This is a genomic window from Patescibacteria group bacterium (genome assembly GCA_041667185.1).
Lineage (GTDB): Bacteria > Patescibacteriota > Patescibacteriia > SG8-24 > SG8-24 > JBAYFM01.
The window spans coordinates 12,762-28,373 of the sequence record JBAYFM010000001.1 but is presented as its reverse complement, the minus strand read 5'-3'; the positions used below and the strand labels follow the sequence as shown (position 1 = coordinate 28,373).

General features: G+C 60.9%; 16 protein-coding genes. 4 read left to right on the top strand and 12 right to left on the bottom strand.

Annotated elements, in window-relative coordinates:
- Window positions 1-37 precede the first annotated feature (37 nt).
- The 6 genes from WCT10_00145 to WCT10_00120 all read right to left on the bottom strand — a co-directional run bounded on the left by WCT10_00145 (window position 38) and on the right by WCT10_00120 (window position 7,425).
- Window positions 38-499 (bottom strand): four helix bundle protein, encoded by a 462-nt coding sequence (locus WCT10_00145; GenBank protein MFA6603236.1) that lies wholly within the window; start codon window positions 497-499, stop codon window positions 38-40.
- 164 nt (window positions 500-663) lie between these two features.
- Entirely contained in the window at window positions 664-1,671 is a 1,008-nt protein-coding gene (locus WCT10_00140) for a rod shape-determining protein (protein ID MFA6603235.1), read from the bottom strand.
- 12 nt (window positions 1,672-1,683) lie between these two features.
- A complete protein-coding gene (locus WCT10_00135; GenBank protein MFA6603234.1) occupies window positions 1,684-3,705 on the bottom strand; it encodes a DUF4012 domain-containing protein in 2,022 nt (673 codons plus the stop codon).
- 7 nt (window positions 3,706-3,712) lie between these two features.
- A complete protein-coding gene (locus WCT10_00130; protein ID MFA6603233.1) occupies window positions 3,713-4,552 on the bottom strand; it encodes a glycosyltransferase family 2 protein in 840 nt (279 codons plus the stop codon).
- 148 nt (window positions 4,553-4,700) lie between these two features.
- Entirely contained in the window at window positions 4,701-5,744 is a 1,044-nt protein-coding gene (locus WCT10_00125) for a glycosyltransferase family 2 protein (protein MFA6603232.1), read from the bottom strand.
- Window positions 5,745-5,907: 163 nt separating this feature from the next.
- Window positions 5,908-7,425: a glycosyltransferase family 2 protein gene (locus WCT10_00120; protein ID MFA6603231.1), complete on the bottom strand. Its 1,518-nt coding sequence runs from the start codon at window positions 7,423-7,425 to the stop codon at window positions 5,908-5,910.
- A 144-nt stretch (window positions 7,426-7,569) separates the two neighbouring features.
- Between WCT10_00120 and WCT10_00115 the strand changes: the two genes are divergently transcribed.
- Both WCT10_00115 and WCT10_00110 read left to right on the top strand, forming a co-directional pair.
- On the top strand, window positions 7,570-8,121 hold the full coding sequence (locus tag WCT10_00115; protein MFA6603230.1) for a hypothetical protein: 552 nt from the start codon (window positions 7,570-7,572) through the stop codon (window positions 8,119-8,121).
- Between the two features lie 214 nt (window positions 8,122-8,335).
- Window positions 8,336-8,899 carry an rRNA adenine N-6-methyltransferase family protein gene (locus WCT10_00110; GenBank protein MFA6603229.1) on the top strand — a complete coding sequence of 188 codons (564 nt, stop codon included), beginning with the start codon at window positions 8,336-8,338 and terminating at the stop codon, window positions 8,897-8,899.
- A 187-nt stretch (window positions 8,900-9,086) separates the two neighbouring features.
- Here the strand turns inward: WCT10_00110 and WCT10_00105 are convergent, their stop codons facing one another.
- Window positions 9,087-9,509: a hypothetical protein gene (locus WCT10_00105; GenBank protein MFA6603228.1), complete on the bottom strand. Its 423-nt coding sequence runs from the start codon at window positions 9,507-9,509 to the stop codon at window positions 9,087-9,089.
- The gene (locus WCT10_00100) at window positions 9,506-10,144 is read right to left on the bottom strand and encodes a hypothetical protein (protein MFA6603227.1); all 639 of its coding nucleotides are present in this window, start codon (window positions 10,142-10,144) and stop codon (window positions 9,506-9,508) included. Before WCT10_00100 ends, WCT10_00105 begins: the two co-directional genes overlap by 4 nt.
- 94 nt (window positions 10,145-10,238) lie before the next feature.
- On the opposite strand from WCT10_00100, the gene WCT10_00095 reads away from it, so the two are divergent.
- Complete coding sequence (locus WCT10_00095; GenBank protein MFA6603226.1) at window positions 10,239-12,710, top strand: hypothetical protein; 2,472 nt, start codon at window positions 10,239-10,241, stop codon at window positions 12,708-12,710.
- A gap of 9 nt (window positions 12,711-12,719) precedes the next feature.
- Window positions 12,720-13,010, top strand: coding sequence for a hypothetical protein (locus WCT10_00090; protein MFA6603225.1), 291 nt, complete (start codon window positions 12,720-12,722; stop codon window positions 13,008-13,010).
- Window positions 13,011-13,118: 108 nt separating this feature from the next.
- On the opposite strand, the gene rplL is transcribed toward WCT10_00090, so the two are convergent.
- The 4 genes from rplL to pyrH form a co-directional block, all read right to left on the bottom strand.
- Window positions 13,119-13,523 carry a 50S ribosomal protein L7/L12 gene (gene rplL, locus WCT10_00085; protein ID MFA6603224.1) on the bottom strand — a complete coding sequence of 135 codons (405 nt, stop codon included), beginning with the start codon at window positions 13,521-13,523 and terminating at the stop codon, window positions 13,119-13,121.
- A gap of 34 nt (window positions 13,524-13,557) precedes the next feature.
- On the bottom strand, window positions 13,558-14,085 hold the full coding sequence (gene rplJ, locus WCT10_00080; protein ID MFA6603223.1) for a 50S ribosomal protein L10: 528 nt from the start codon (window positions 14,083-14,085) through the stop codon (window positions 13,558-13,560).
- Between the two features lie 330 nt (window positions 14,086-14,415).
- A complete protein-coding gene (locus tag WCT10_00075; GenBank protein MFA6603222.1) occupies window positions 14,416-14,892 on the bottom strand; it encodes a hypothetical protein in 477 nt (158 codons plus the stop codon).
- A gap of 14 nt (window positions 14,893-14,906) precedes the next feature.
- Window positions 14,907-15,602: a UMP kinase gene (pyrH, locus tag WCT10_00070; GenBank protein ID MFA6603221.1), complete on the bottom strand. Its 696-nt coding sequence runs from the start codon at window positions 15,600-15,602 to the stop codon at window positions 14,907-14,909.
- Window positions 15,603-15,612 lie beyond the last annotated feature (10 nt).

Genomic DNA, 15,612 nt, shown 5'->3' with positions numbered 1-15,612 from the left:
CAAATGAGGTGGGAGGTCAATGGTGGAAGAGACGGAGTCATGGAGTGACGGAGTCAGGGAGTTTTCGATGCTCTCGGGCAAGATCGAGTTTATTGGCCAACAAAAAGATTCCCGCGCTTAACCCGCTATAACGAATTATCAGGGCATCGAGCTTATCCGCTTCGACAAATCTCAATTCTTTTGCCAGCTGTAAAAAATACTCGGTTTCTTTGGCTGATGCGCGCGCAATGGAAAGAAATTTTGCGAACTCGCGCGGACCTCTGCGGCTAAAACCCTCGACAATATTGGCTCCGACCGACGCGGCGGCCCGGCGCAGCTGCGAAGTGATCCCGAATCTTTCTTCGAGCGGGAAGATCTTCGTGACCTCATATACTTTCAGCGTCAACGAATGCGCTTCCCGCCAGACCCGCAGGTCTTTATGGCTTTTGATCTGCATGCGGCGCAGGGTGCCGAATGTGTGGGTTTTAGTCAAATGTGTGACGGAGAGATGCGGAGTCATGGAGAGATGAAGAGACGGAGTCATGAAGAGACGAAGTGGCGGAGTAGTGAATTTTGACTTTGTCTCTCCCTGACTCCGTCTCTCCGTAACTCCCTGACTCCCTGACTCCGTCTCTTAATAAAAACCCGCCTTTTCAGGCGGGCGTGTTCTTTATAGCAAATGCATCATTTCGCTCCAAGAATGGATCGCTTATACGAGGCGAGATTCTCAAGCGCGATGCCGGTGCCGCGGGCGACGCAGGTCTGCGGATCGTCGGCAACGTAGGCCGGGACGCCGGTGGCCTGCGAGAAGAGATCGGCGAGATTGCGGAGCTGGGCGGTGCCGCCCGAGAGGATCATCCCCTTCTCCATGACGTCGGCGGACAGTTCCGGCGGCGTGGCGTTCAAGACTTCTTTCAGAGCCGCGACGAGCCCGGCGAGCTCCGTCTGAATAGCCTCGGTCACGTCGTCGGACGTGACGGTGATGATGCGCGGCAGGCCGCTCGCCATGTCGCGCCCCTTGATCTCCATGGACAATTTCTCGCGCAGGAACATCGCGGAACCGATCTGGATCTTCACTTCCTCGGCCGTGCGCTCGCCGATGGCCATGCCGTACTTGCGGCGGATGAACTCCGCGACGGCCGCGTCGAGCTTGTTGCCGCCGATGCGGACCGAAGCCGACGAGACGATGCCGCCCAAAGAGATGACCGCGGCTTCCATGGTGCCGCCGCCGATGTCGATGATCATGTGGCCGGAGGCGCTGCCGATCGGGATGTCCGCGCCGATGGCGGCGACGATGGGTTCCTTGATGACGTAGGCCGCGCGCGCGCCGGCCCGGATGGTGGCGTCGACGACCGCGCGCCGTTCGACCGAGCTGATGCCGCCGGGAACGGCGACCATGACCTCGGGGCGGAACAGGCGCAGGCCGCCCAGGGCCTTATTGATGAAATACCGGAGCATGGCTTCGGTCATCTGGTAGTTGGCGATCACGCCGTCCTTGAGCGGCCGATGGGCCACGATGGTGTCCGGCGTGCGGCCGAGCATGTCCTTGGCTTCCTTGCCGACGGCCAGGATGCGCTTGTCGATGGCGGATACCGCAACGACCGACGGTTCATTGATGATGACGCCGCGTTTGGGGATATAGACGAGGACAGTGGTCGTCCCCAGGTCGATGCCGATCTTCGGTATGAACATAGCTGATTAGGTCTAGTACTCCACCCGGAAATGGCGGTCGGATCTAAATTCGGAACGGAAGCGATAACGGTCGTCGCCGAAGTCCGCCGGGTCTTCCGGCGGCTCCGCGGTCCGGATTTTCTTACCAAGACCGAGGTCCAAAGTCAACCGGCTGACCGTGCCGGGCTGCTTCTCGACATCCAGGATGTAAGTCCCGCGCTCGACGGCTTTGACGACGGAGGGCGCGAGCCTGAAGCTGAATTCGAGCGTCTTGCTCTGCCCGGGCTCGATGGCGATGAATGTGCCGAACCAGCGGCGGCCGAGCTCGTCGCCCTGGTCCGCGACGCCGGGATGGCCGGCCGGATCCTTGAGCTTGTCGTCCTTCATGGCGCCGGCGACACCGAGGAGTTCGGAGCCGGCGGGGACGTAGACGCGGGTGTAAGTCCGGTAGCGCGTCGTCTTCCAGGTGAAGGAGCCGTTGTTCTTGTAGGTGATCGCGACTTTGCCGACGTAGCCGCCCTGGCCCGGCGCGACGGAGTAAGCGATCGCGCGCTCCATGACCGCGTCGGTCTTGAGACTGGCGAGGTTGGCGTCAATGACGGCGACGTAATCCACGGCCGGCTGTTTCAGCTTGCCGCCCCAGTCGTTCTCGAGGATGAGCGTCTGCAGCCTGCTGTCGGCGGAGTAAAGCAGGACGTCGCCCTCGGCCAGCGCCTGATGGCCGAGCGCGACCACGGCGAGCAGTTTAGTGAGCGGGAATTGCGTGATCCTGTCGACGAGCGCGCGCATCAGCTTGCCGACGATGTCCTTGCGCTGCTCGGCGGGGATGCCTTGAGTCGCGAAGTCCTTTTCGACCTGGAACTCCAGCTTGTCCACGAGATTCGCGGCGGTGAAGGTCTGGCCGTCAACAGTGATCGGGCCCGCGAGTCCCAGGAGATCAGAAGCGAGACGCGGGGTGACGGCAATGACGCCATCGATGGCCGGAACCGGTCGGCCGCCGGCGCGCGCCGAGGCCTCCTGATCATAAAACTCCAGGATCTTGGCGATCGCGGTCGGAAAATCCGGCGACCAGTTGGCGTCGCGCAGATACCAGCGGTCGATCCCGAGATATTTCCGGAGCAGCTCGGGCGGCAGCGGCCGGGGCTTGTCCAAGACCGCGACATCGTAGGCATAGACATCCTCGACCTTGAGGTCGGAGAGTTCGGCGTCCTTGACGCCCACGGTCCCGATCATGCTCAGGAAGCCACCGGTCGGGCGGAGTTCGGTGTTGTTCTGGAAGATGACCAGATAATTGCGGGCGTCCTCATGACCCAGGACCGCCGGCAGGATCTCCGTGAGCGGCTGGATGCGGGCGAGGTCGGCGCGGACGCCGGCGAGTTTCTGCTGCAGGGGCAGGATCACGGCGCGGATCCTGGCGGTCGACGGATCGTCAGGCAGGTTCGAAAGCTGGGCATCGACCAGGTCGAGTTTTTCGAGCGAAGCGCGGATGCGCGGCGCGGCGGCTGCGAGCCCGGCGAGGATCTCGCGTTTCTGCACCACGGTCAGATCCTTGAACATCAGGCCGAGATCCGGCAGATTTCCGGCCACCATGCCGGAGAGACCTTCAGATTCCTCGAGCACGCCGGAGATGTCGCGCACGATGACGAGGACGTCGCGCATGGCGATCGCGGCCTCGGAACCGGCGGAAAGCAGCCGGTCGGCAAGATCAACCTTCGCGGCAATCCAAGGAACGGCCGAAAAGTAGCGCAGTTTGCTGATCTGAATCTTGGATTCGCCGAAGACCTCGATCGCCGCGTCGATGTGATCCACCGCGGCCGTGAAATCCAATTCCTGGATCGACTGCTCGGCGGCGGCGAGCTGGTCTTTGCCTTCGAGAACCTTGTCATAAGCGCGCGCGGCGGCATAACCGAAAGGCGCGGCGACCAGGAGCGTGGTCACGACGAAGATCAGCAAGCCGAGGCCGGCGAACTTCAGCCAATCCCAGCGCCCGGCGCGCGGCGGACGCAAGGCTGAACGGGCGGAAAGCAGATCGGTGAAACGTTTATGTCGGAACATCGGAGTGTTACTTTAAGATTTCCCGCGGCGACAGGCCGGTCATGGCCGCGGCGGCTTCGCCGCGAACGCGCCACTTCCGGAAATATCTGACGCAGCTCTGGATATGGACGCGCGTCGCCTTATTGAAGAGGCTGGTGAGCCAATTCCCCTGGGCTGACAGCCGCTCATGATAGTGTACCATTTCCGCGCCCGTGAAATATACGACCCGGTAGCCGGCGTCCCGGAAACGGCGGCACCAGTCGGTGTCTTCGAAATACAGGAAATAATCCTCGTCGAACGGTCCGACCTGCTCGTAAGCCGCGCGGCTGACGAGCAGCACGGCGCCCAGGAGCCAGTCGACCTCGCGAGTCTCGCGGCGGTCGTAGTCGGCCATGAGGTAGCGCGCGAGCGCCTGGCGGCCTTTCGCGGTGCGTCCCAGGGGCGTGCGGCGATAGACCGGGATGAGCGGGGTCGGCAGGCGGAAACAGGACTCGTCCACGCGGCCGTCGGGTTTGACGAGCTTGGGACCGAGGATACCGATCTCCGGATGCGCGTCGAGATATGCGACCGCGGCCTCGATCGCTCCGGGCCGCACGGTGATGTCCGGATTCAGGATCATGAGCACCCGCCCGGTCGCGGCGCGCAGTCCGATGTTGTTGCCGGCAGCGTAGCCGAGGTTCTCCTTGGCCGCGATGAACCGGACGTCCGGAAAACTCTCCTGGAGCATCGCGCCGACGCCGTCCTGCGAAGCGTTGTCCACGACGATGATCTCGTACGCGAGTTTGGGCGCGCAAAGCCTGATCGTCTTGACGCACTGCTTGGTCAGGTTCTTCGACTTGTAGTTCAGGATGATGATGGAGAGATCCATATTCGAAGTTGAAACGAGAGTGCTGGAGTGCGGGAGAGACGGAGTCACGTCGTTCGCGAACGACGTGACGGAGTCAGGGAGTCAATGAATTACTTCTATTTCTTCCTGGCTTCCCCGCTCCCAAACTCTTCGCGCTATTGGCAAATGATCATCTGGAGGCGAACCAGCGCCTCATGTCCTTGGCCGAAACTTTCGCGCGGGCCAGGTTCTCGCGCCGCTTGCGCAGAAAGCGCGGCAGCTGGCGCAATATCTCGGGCAAGGCCCTGAGCGACGACGGCTCCAAAAAAAGAATATAAAGGAATTTGACGGATTCGTACCACTTGATGAAGATCCAGTGCCGGAAATAATTCGCCGCGAACTCGTTCTTCGCGAGCACGAACAGGTGGTTGCGGTAGGAAAGATAATTGACGAACTTCGAGCGGCCGAGACGCCCCGAAGCGATCTCGCGCAATCTGGCACGCTCGCCGCCGGCCGCGGTGCGGTAATGATAGGCTCTGGCCGCGGGCGCGTAAAGGGAGGTCCAGCCGCGCAACCGCAAGCGCCAGGCCAGATCAACGTCCTCTTTGTAAGCGAAAAAATCCTCGTCGAAATACTGGCCATCCTGGGCGACATCCTCCAGGGCCGCGAGGCGATACAGCGCCACGGCGCCCGAAACTCCGAAGACCTCCTCCGGCCGGTCATAACGGCCGTCATCCGACTCCCCCGCTCCCCGGTCGACGAAACGGCGCGAGCGCAGAACGCGCAGGCCGGTCGAATCGATCGTCGCGGTGCGGACCGGTTCGCGCATGCCGCCCTCGTCGCGATCGAAGATCTTGAGCAGCTTGCCGCCGGCGCTGCCGGCGTCGAGCCGCCGATCCAGCGACGCGACCAGATTCTTCAGGAAATCCGGTTCGAGCACGATGTCGGGATTGGTGACGAGAATGAGCCGGTCTTCGCCGCCGCCGTTCGAATGCGCGACCACGTGTCCGATACCCTGATTGTGGGCGCGGCAGAAGCCGAGATTCTTGAAATTGCGCAACAGCCCGAAGGACGGATACTCGCTGCGGATGAACTCGGTCGTGCCATCGCTCGAGGCGTTATCAATGATGAGCACGGAAAAATCGCGGTAGGTCTGGGCCGCGATGGACTTCAGAGCCTCCGGCAGGAATTTCAGGCTGTTCCAGGTGACGATGTTGATGGAAACGCGAGGCATGGGGATGTGAGAGAGACGGAGTTGGGAAGAGACGGAGTTAGGGAGTGACGAAGAGACGGAGTCGTGGAGTCACGGAGATACGGAGTCCTATCGATTTGACTTCGTCTCTCCGTAACTCCATGACTTCGCGACTCTAGGATGACGGAGTGCGGAAGTGCAGGAGTTAGGGAATTACGGAGTGCTGGAGTGCTGGAGTTTCGAGTTTGCGCTTCTTTTCCGTGACGTTGAAGCCGAGGTATTTGCCGAGCATCAGCCGCGTCTGGGCGTCCACGGCCGGGATCGACCCGAACAGCACGAACGTCACCGGTACGAGCGCCCACTGCAGCAGCATGACGATGAAGTCGCGCTTGCGCCGGTGCGCCGGACGCGGCGGCAGCAGGCTCAGGCTCAGGATGGCCGACACGAGCACGCCGATCATGGAGAGCGTCATCAGGTTCTCGAGCGTGTGCGGCGTGTTCTGATACAGAGCGGTCCGCTTCAGGGCTTCGGGCGCGAGCCAGATCGGCAGGTAGCCGAGGATGAAGATCAGGAGCGGCGCCGTGGCCCAGGAATACATGCCATCGAGCTGGTTCCAGACGTAGTAGATCTTCTTGTGCAGCGGGAAATTCGGCCGGCGGCGCAGGCGATCGACGAGATACGGCAGATGTTCGACGCCCCAGGCCCAGCGGCGCTGCTGCTTGTAGAGCGCGACCAGGCTCTTCCAGAGCGTGTCGGACATGACCGTGTCCATAGAGACCGGCACATAGATTGGCGTCACCGAATAATCGCCGTCGTAATGGAGCAAGCCCTGGATGAAGATGCGCGAATCTTCGGTGACGATGTCCTTCTCCCAAAAACCGACGTCCACGAGCATCTTGAACGGCATGCTGTGCGAGGCGAACGTGAACAGGCGCTCCGGCCGCGCGAGCTCGGTCAAAAGCCAGAAGGTCGTGCCGAACGCCGCGGTGCGGATGACGGCCGACGACTCCCACATGTTGTTGTTGTAGAGCGCGACCGGCTGATACGACGAATGCGTCGGGTCCGGATGCGTCAGGTACTTGTAGGTCAGGCAGGCGAAATATTGAGGATGCACGCAAGTGTCGCAATCGAAAGACGACACGATGATGTCCTCATACGGGATCTGAAGTTCATCGATGAATTCCTGGGCGCGATGGCCGGCCCAGTTGATGTTCGAGCCCTTGCCCGGGATCTCGTCCGGCAGGCCCTTCGGATGGACGGTGACGAGAAAACGAAAGAAGTCGCTGCCGAACTCGGATTCGAGGATCGCGGCGTTCCTGAGGAAGTGTTCCCGGTCGCCCTCTTCGCCGGCGAGCACGACGATGAAGCGGTCTTTCTTCGGGTAAGCCGAAGCGACAAGGCTGCGCAGCGCCGGCCGGATGATCTCCAGCCCTTCTTTATAGGTCGGCAGGAAGATCAGGTGGTAAATGGAATTGAACCGCGGCAGGACCGAAACTTTAGCCAGCCAATCGACGCGGATGTCGTGACGGTACTGGCGCCAGGAGAGCGTGACGTAAAAAACGAAATAACAGACCCGAAACAGCCAGAACAGGTCGAAAATAATGATGAAATAGATGACCGCGAGCGGCGCCAGCCACGACAAAAGGACGGCGGCGACGAGCGTCAGCCAGACCAGGGCGCCGGGGATCATTTCCGTGAACCTAAAAAATCGCGTTTTTCGCATAACTTACAGCCTCAAAACGATAGCAATTCGGGGCCGCATAATCAACCCTCCAGCCCCAAAACGGGAGTTGCTTTTTTGGAACCTCTATAATAGGATAGACCAAATCGAGTCCGTTCTTTACAAAGAGCGATACAGGAGGCTGACATGCCGATCTTCAGCGATGAGAATAAAAAGGTGCTGCGCTTCATCCACCGCAACATCCTGATCGAGGTCTTCGAAGCTCAGATGGGCGCGACGCATTGCGGGCTTGAACATGATCCGGAAGCCTTGAGGTGCGATATCTGCCGACACCCGATCCGGCCGCTCAGGGTCTACATCGCCTATTGCAACGACCAGCAGCTCGACATGGTCTTTCATCGCGTGGCGCTGACCCGAATCAAGAACGCGCTGGAAGAGTACGTCGACAAGATCCTGGACTTTAAAGACGACGACATCAGCGACCCGTTCCAGGATGACGACGAGATCCCGCCCGAAGGATCAGCCCCGATCGACGGCAAACGCCCGAAAGATCCGCTGGCCGGACTCGACGACGATTCCGAACCGCCCAAATCCTCGGGTTCGAACAGTGGTCCTGGCCAAAACCCGGCGGACAAGATCACCAAGATCGCCGAACGGGCCAAGAAGCTGGGTTGGGCCAACAAGGCCAAGCTCATCATCAGAGAGCTTCTTGAAGAGGCCACCAAACCGACGTCCTGACGACTGATCAGCTCCTGTCTTCCACCGACCGCTTCGCACGGTCGGTTTTTTGTCTGGCCGGAGAGTGCGGGAGCTGTGGAGTGATGGAGCGGTGAAGCAAGGGAGTCAAAAAAATGTCGATTGACTCCCTGACTCCGTCTCTCCTGCACTCCCCTAGTAGACAACGCGAGTTCAAAAGCGTATGGTCATCTGACACTGTTCACGCCATCAAATTATGGATTGGTCCAAACTATTTTCGTTCACGAAACGCTATCTGCGCGATCCCCGCGTGGCGGCTTTGAGTCCCAGTTCCAAGCCGGTGATCTGCCGGATCTTGAAGCATCTGCCGCTCGAAAATATCTCCACCCTGGTCGAACTGGGCCCGGGCGACGGCGTGGCCACCAAACAGATCTTAGCCGGACTCAAAAGTGACGCCCGCGTGCTCGCGATCGAAACGAACGCTGTCTTCGCCGCGGATCTCCAGGCCTGGGGCGACAAACGCCTGAAGGTCGTCCTGGACGATGCCCGGCGTCTGCTCCCCTGTCTGGCCGAGAACAACATCAGCGCGCCCGACGCCATCATCGCCAGCATCCCGTTCACTTACCTGAGCAGAGAAGAGCGGCGTGAACTCGTCGCCGACGCCAAAACAGCGCTCAAACCGGGCGGAATCATGATCATCTTCCACCAGTACTCCCCGCTCATGGCCCCGTACCTCAAAGAAGCCTTCGGCAAGGTGAACGTCGAATTCGAACCTCTGAACATCTTCCCGTGTTTCGTGATGACGGCGGTGAAAGAGTGACGAAGTCAGGAAGAGACGGAGTCATGGAGTAACGGAGTGCGGGAGAGACGAAGTTACGAAGAGACGGAGTCAGGGAGTAATGAAGCACTCCAGCACTCCAGCACTCCAGTACTCCAGTACTCCAGTACTTCTACACTCTCCATCAAAAAACCGCCCACGGGGGCGGTTTTTGGTTGTTCTTTTTGGTCTAGACCTTTCTCGGCTGCGTGATATGCGGTTCGCCGCCATAGGCGGGCTTCAACCAAACCTGCTGACCAGGCCTGGCTTTAGATGCGGCCACGCGGGCCGCCGCGGCCAACTCACCCCGCGCCCCACTGCCATTGCAGATGATCTTCAGGACCGGCACGCCCCAGGCGAACGCCAGGGTATTGGCCGTCGCGACCGCCGAGCGCATGGCGCTCCAGGAGACCTGATCGCGGCCAGCGCCGCTGAGCTCGACCATGACCACGGCTTGGGGTCGTCCGGCCGCGCTCCGCTTCGCCCTGGGAAACAACTTGTCCACGCAGACCAAAGATTCCCTGGACCCGGACGCCTCGGACCAGATCGCCGAACGGCCGCCGATCTTGGCGGCCGCGACGCGGTCATTGCGGACATCGAGCAGCAGGATCATAGGACCGACTCGCCGGAAGCGGCCGGACCGAACTTGTTCGACAGCGCATCGATGACCACGATCTTCTTGGCTTCGAGCAGACTATAAAGGAAGCGGTCGGTGACGTCGCGGCGGTACTTGTACTCCTGAGGCGTCATCACCGTGTAGTTGACCTCGTGGCCGACCTCCTGTTCAAAATCCTTGATCAGATCCACCAACCGCTCCCGGTTGACGCGGCCGACGATGAACAGGTCCGTCGGAGCCGGATCCGGACCGACGAAAGTGCCCATGAGCGACAGGTAGCCGATGCTGCCGATCTCCGCGATCCGCCGCACGAAATCCTTCTCCAGCAGCACCCGCGACTTGAGGAACAGCGCCTTGAGTTCGGGATAAAGCAGCGCTTCGGTATTCAGGCGATAGAACTTCTTGCGGCTCGAACGACGGCCTTTTTTGCCGGTCGGCCGGGTCTTGCCCTCTTCCTCGACTTCCAGAACGATGCCCATCTTCGCCAGATTATCCAGCTCGTTGCGGACCGCGTTGATCTGAGCCCCGATCTTCCGCGTCAGTTCGCGCACGAAATAAGCGCCCTTGTGATTATTGAGGAAAAGGCGCAACAGACGCACGCGGGTTTTCGAACCAAACAGTTGTTCAAGCATAACCGGGCTGGACAGCGGGAATATTCACCTGGTGGAGCCAATAAAACGATTGTAGTATAATACCACTCATCAACATGGTCAATCACCCGAGCCTATGGCAGATCTCATGGAACGCATCTCCTATTTCGTCCGCCAGCAGCCCCGCCGCCGGGGATGCCTTTTAAGGCTCCTGAGCGTCGATCTCTCCGAGAACGCGCGCCGCGACGTCGGCCGGGTCTATGGCGCCATCAAAGCCGAGGCCGCCGACCAGGCGATCGGGACCCTGGCCGCCCTCATCGAGGACGCGCTCATGCGGGGCATCGCCGAGGCGATCAAGAAGCTGCCGCCGGATGCCGGCCAGGAAGCCGTCTTCGAGGCCGCCGTGACCCGCGTCAACGCCGCTCTCGAAGACAAACTGAACTACCGCCGCCTGGACATCGATCTCGCGACCGTGAGCGGTTTCCTGATCTCCCAGAACGGACGCAGCATCGTGGCGGCCGCCTGGGGCCGACCGGCCATCATCCTCTTCCATCCGCTAGGCGCGCGGCAGGCGGAATTCTTCGATCTGGCCGAAGCCGACAGCGCGGACGACAAAAACGGCGCGACCGGCGGCACGACGGCTTCGAGCGGTTTCCGCAGCCTGATCTCCGGCAATATCGGTTCCAAAGACAAGCTGATCCTCGCGACGAACGAGATCAACAGCCTGGTCGCTCCGGATGTCCTCAAGAACGAACTACTCGCCGCCGCGGAACCGGAGACCGCCGCCGCCAAACTTCGGGAACTCGTGAACCGCGGCGGACGCCACAACTGTTTCGCGGTCTTCATCGCCGACGCCAGCGTCGAGACCGCCGCCGGCGAAACGTCCGGACCGGGCGCCAAAAGCCGCGGTACGACCCAAGATTCCATCGAGTATCTGATCAAGACCCAGAACAACACCAAAGCCATCCTGACTCCGTCATTCTTCGGCGGCCTCGCCGACCAGATCCGAGCGCTGCTCCAACCCAAACCGGCGCCGACGGAAGAACCGGCCGAGGCGGAAAGCGAACCGGAAACACGATCCGAGATCGAGCCGGAAGAACCCGCGGCTGAACCGGAAACAGAAAAGGCCACAGCAGTGCTCTCGACCGAAGAGCCGGCACCAGCAACCGAACCGGCCACCTGGAGCACGCCAATCGACGAGGAAACCGAAGAAGTCACCGTTGAGGCTGCGACATCCGAAATTGCGGCGAAATCCGCCCAGCCGCCCGTCGGGACCGAAGAAGTTAAAAAAGAAGAAAAGGAACCAGAGGCGATCCCGGAACCGGTCGCAGCGGCAACTCCCTCCAAGATTAAGCGGCATTTCAGCGCCTTCGCCAGCAGCGTCAAAACTCTGGCCGCGACGCTCGCTGACCGCGAACGGCTGCGCGGCGCGTTCGCTGCCAAGACGGGCCGCTTCAAAAAAATGCCGTTCGCCGCCATCAACCGGTTCAACCAACTCTCGCTCACGAGCCGCCTGCTCCTGTTCGCCATCATGACGGTTGTCGTCGTGTTGAACTTCAGTCTGGCCGCAGCCGAGAGCCAGCGGCGCAAAGAACGGCTGGCCGCCGATTACGACAACGCTGTCGCCGCGGTCGGGCACAAGATCGACTCCGCCGAAGCCAGCCTGATCTATCACGATGAGCCGCGCGCCAAAGAATTGCTGCAAGAAGCCGCGACCATGGTCGAAGCCCTCCCTCAGAGGACCCAGGCCCAAAAGGACGTCCGGACCGCGCTCACGGCCAAGGTCGCCCTGAAATTCGAGGCCACGCGGCGAGCCGTGAAACTCCAACCGCCGGACATCATCGCGAACATCACCAGCCGCGACTCCCAGCCTCAGCTCGCCGAGCTGCGCCTGGCGTCCGGCAAACTGCTGGCCGCGGCCGCTTCCGGCGAACTCTTCAGTGTCACTGTGGCCACCGGCAAGACGGAAGCGATCGGCGAGATCGCGGACGGCCAAGCGCCGGCGATCTTCCTCGCAGACGGCGCCGCGTTGCTCGCCGGCGACGCGAGCGGCCTGGTGCGGACGCTGCCTAAAGGTCTGGCGCCGGACCGGCAGATCGCGCTCGGCGACGCCGCCGGCAATCTGGGTGATTCGGCCTTCTACGGCGGCCGTCTGTACCTGCTCGACGCCAGCCACAACCGGATCCTGCGCGTCGGCCTCGCGGCTTCCGGCTTCGCCAAACCGCAATTCTACATCAAGGACGCGACCGACGTTTCGAACGCCATTTCGCTCGACGTGGACGGATCGATCTTCGTCCTGCTGAAGGACGGCCAGGTCGTGCAACTCATGAGCGGCAACCGGACTGATTTCACTCTCGGTCCGGTCGAGCCGGCCATCGGCGCTCCCCGCAAGATCAGGACCTCAAGCGACTCCGGCAAGCTTTACATCCTGGACTCTTACCCCGCCCGTCTGCTAGTCTATGACAAGAAAAGTGGCCTGCTCGCGGTCCAATACGAATCGGAACTGCTCGGCAACGCCACTGATCTCGCGATCGATGAAAAAGCCGGCGCGGCGTATTTCACCAGCGGCAACCAGATCCTGAAATTCACGCTGCCGGAACAAAAATAACCGGACCTTATGTCACCAGAAAGACCGTCACCGGAAGAACCAGCGGCCGTTGCCGCGAACGTCGAGAAAGCCGACCAGAACCTCCGGCTGATGCGGGAATACGGCAAGAAATACATCGAGATCCAGATCATGATCCTGGCGGGCATGTCCTCGGAACAGGAACGTTTGGATTGGGCCGACCGTTACGGCGCCTCCTTCCATGAACTGGCGACGTCAGACAGCTCGTTCCACGATCTGGTCATGGCCGCGGAACCGAATATTGAAGAGATAAAAAAGAGGGTGGAAGAAGCGCAGACGTAAACGCCGGAAAGACCGGAGTCTCCGTCTCTCCCTGACTCCGTCACTTCTTTAACTCCAGCACTATCAAAAAACCAGCCCCTTGCGGGGCTGGTTTTTTCGACTGTGCTCTTACTTCAAAGTGACCTTGGCGCCGGCCTCTTCGAGTTTCTTCTTCCAGGCTTCGGCATCGGCCTTGGCAACGCCCTCTTTGACCATCTTCGGGGCGGCGTCGACCATGTCCTTGGCATCCTTCAGACCAATCTGAGTGATCTCGCGGATGACCTTGATGACGCCGATCTTGTTGGCGCCGGAATCAGTCAGCTCGACGTCGAAGGAGGACTTCTCCTCAGCCGGAGCGGCGGCGGCAGCCGGAGCGGCGGCCATGGCCATCATCGGAGCGGCGGCGGAAACGCCGAACTTATCTTCGAGGACCTTGACGAGCTCCGCCAGGTCGAGGACGGACATCTTTTCGATCGAGGCGACGAGATCCTTGAACTTGGCGGGGACCTCGACGTTCTTCATTTCTTCTGACATAAGATTTGATGCTTATCAGTGCCGGGTGACGGCGCTAAGCGGATTTAGAATCCTTGATCGCGTTGAGCGCGTAGACGAGCTGGCGGAGATTGCCCTGCATGACGCCGACGAGACCGGAGAGCGGAGCGCGGATCGTGCCGACCACCTGGGCGATGAGCTGTTCCTTCGAAGGCAGCTTGGCCAGGTTGGTGACCTGTTCCGACGTCATCCACTGCGAGCCGAGCAGGCCGCCGAGCAGCCTGACGTTCTCGTGCGTCTTGGCGAACGTATCCAGGACCTTGGCCGGGGCGACCTCGTCCGAGAGGCCCAGGAGAAGCGACACGCTTCCCGGGAGCGTCTTGACGTCGATGCCCGTGACCTTGGCCTGTTCGAGCGCGAGGCGCAGGAGGGTTTTCTTGGACGCGACCACGGCCACGTCCGCACCCTCGGCTTTGCGCCGAAGCTCGTTGGAATCGTTCACCTTGAGCTTGGACAGGTCAGCGAAGATCGCTGACTTGATCTGAGCCAACTTATCGGCGTAACGCGCGACTTCGTCGTTTTTCTTGGCGCGACTTTTAGCCATAAGTGTTGCTAGTGAATAGCAGTTTGGACCCGATTCGACCTTTGGGGTTAGACCACGCTGACTGCGGTGGACACCCTCCTTCGCTGAAGCTGTGGAGGGTTGTCGTTTTTTATTTGGCCGCTTAACGCGGCCAGCAGACCAAGGTGGACAAAAAAAATCCGTGGCGATGGCCACAGACAATGGGTTCCGGGGTCCGCTCAAGCATTGGGCGGGCATCCGGTACGCGGCTCGACAGAGCCGTTTCACCTCGATGGGCTTCCACCGCGCGTTGCGGAGAAATTAAGCCTTACGGGACCCATTGTCTTTGGCGATCGGTTTACTGCGGGTATCTTAAGGTGTTTTCAGGATAGCGTCAAGAGCCGCTGGTTTAAGGCGCACGACCCGGCGGATCGAGGTCTGCTGGCCAGCATCGTCCTTGATGGAAACCTCGATCGTCAGCCGGCTTTTGTCGGCGAGTTTCGGGTCGCTGGCGATGAGTCCCAGGAAGATATCCTGCCCGTATTCCTTGCCCATCATGCCCGGAATCGGCAGATCGACGGTCTTGTCGAGTTCGACCAGGCGGAAACGATAGGTCGTGAAATCCAGGGCGCGATCGTCGGAGATCGTCAGCCGGCCTTTGAAGTCGCGCAGGTCCAGCGGACCGAGCGGCGTCCAGGTCAGATCGATGACCGGCGGCAGATCCGGACCGGGCGCGGCTTCGCGGAGGCCGGCCCGAATAGCGATCACGGTCATGACCGCGAGCACCGCGACCGCCGCGATGAGCGGCAGCAATCTGATCGTCTTTTTCAACTTCTCTCCCACGGACATAATCTGCAAGCTTTTTAACTGATCACGGTGCCGATGAACGGCTTGCCGTCGAGAATCCGGCCGATGTTCGCGAGATCGCGGCCGTCGGCGATGATGACGCGGATGCCGGCGCGCTCGGCGGCTTTGGCGGCGATGGGATCGAACGGGCTGTTGAGACCCGGGCTCCAGCGCGAACCGAAGAGCTGGCGGAACTGCTTCCAGGTCATGGACTTCAAGGCCTTGGCGTCGGGGAACTTCCGCGGATCGCGATCATAGACGTAAGCGATGTTCGAGAAGTTGATGACCGTGCCAGCGCCGATCATTTCCGCGAGCAGCAGCGCGTCATAATCGGTCGAGCAGCCCGGTTCCCAGCCGGCTCCAATAATGACCTTGGTCTTGGCGGGCAGCTTCACGCGCGGATCAGTGATGATACCGTGGGCGGACTTGCCGAAGATCGCGAGCATCAGCCGGGCGTTCAGGACCGTGGCCTGGATACCGACGCGGTCGAGTTCGTCCTGGCTGAGCGTCGGAGCCGCGGACGCGGCGGCCGTCTGGTATGCGCGTGCCGTGGCGCCGCCGCCACAGACGACGACGAACTTGCTGCCGCGCTTGGCGCGTTTCAGCACGAGGTCGCGGAACGACCTGATGAACGACGGATTGATCCCCTCTTTCGGCGCGATCAGCGAACCGCCGAGAGACAAGACGAAATTCTCCTGCTGCTTCTTAGCCATAGGGATGATC

What these genes read in the sequence shown, in the direction of transcription:
- WCT10_00110 (MFA6603229.1), top strand. Translation starts at nt 8,336, where the DNA reads ATGGATTGGTCCAAACTATTTTCGTTCACGAAACGCTATCTGCGCGAT.
- rplL (MFA6603224.1), bottom strand. Translation starts at nt 13,523, where the DNA reads ATGTCAGAAGAAATGAAGAACGTCGAGGTCCCCGCCAAGTTCAAGGAT.
- WCT10_00120 (MFA6603231.1), bottom strand. Translation starts at nt 7,425, where the DNA reads ATGCGAAAAACGCGATTTTTTAGGTTCACGGAAATGATCCCCGGCGCC.
- WCT10_00115 (MFA6603230.1), top strand. Translation starts at nt 7,570, where the DNA reads ATGCCGATCTTCAGCGATGAGAATAAAAAGGTGCTGCGCTTCATCCAC.
- WCT10_00125 (MFA6603232.1), bottom strand. Translation starts at nt 5,744, where the DNA reads ATGCCTCGCGTTTCCATCAACATCGTCACCTGGAACAGCCTGAAATTC.
- WCT10_00145 (MFA6603236.1), bottom strand. Translation starts at nt 499, where the DNA reads ATGACTCCGCATCTCTCCGTCACACATTTGACTAAAACCCACACATTC.
- WCT10_00075 (MFA6603222.1), bottom strand. Translation starts at nt 14,892, where the DNA reads ATGTCCGTGGGAGAGAAGTTGAAAAAGACGATCAGATTGCTGCCGCTC.
- pyrH (MFA6603221.1), bottom strand. Translation starts at nt 15,602, where the DNA reads ATGGCTAAGAAGCAGCAGGAGAATTTCGTCTTGTCTCTCGGCGGTTCG.
- WCT10_00100 (MFA6603227.1), bottom strand. Translation starts at nt 10,144, where the DNA reads ATGCTTGAACAACTGTTTGGTTCGAAAACCCGCGTGCGTCTGTTGCGC.
- WCT10_00090 (MFA6603225.1), top strand. Translation starts at nt 12,720, where the DNA reads ATGTCACCAGAAAGACCGTCACCGGAAGAACCAGCGGCCGTTGCCGCG.
- WCT10_00105 (MFA6603228.1), bottom strand. Translation starts at nt 9,509, where the DNA reads ATGATCCTGCTGCTCGATGTCCGCAATGACCGCGTCGCGGCCGCCAAG.
- WCT10_00140 (MFA6603235.1), bottom strand. Translation starts at nt 1,671, where the DNA reads ATGTTCATACCGAAGATCGGCATCGACCTGGGGACGACCACTGTCCTC.
- WCT10_00135 (MFA6603234.1), bottom strand. Translation starts at nt 3,705, where the DNA reads ATGTTCCGACATAAACGTTTCACCGATCTGCTTTCCGCCCGTTCAGCC.
- rplJ (MFA6603223.1), bottom strand. Translation starts at nt 14,085, where the DNA reads ATGGCTAAAAGTCGCGCCAAGAAAAACGACGAAGTCGCGCGTTACGCC.
- WCT10_00130 (MFA6603233.1), bottom strand. Translation starts at nt 4,552, where the DNA reads ATGGATCTCTCCATCATCATCCTGAACTACAAGTCGAAGAACCTGACC.
- WCT10_00095 (MFA6603226.1), top strand. Translation starts at nt 10,239, where the DNA reads ATGGCAGATCTCATGGAACGCATCTCCTATTTCGTCCGCCAGCAGCCC.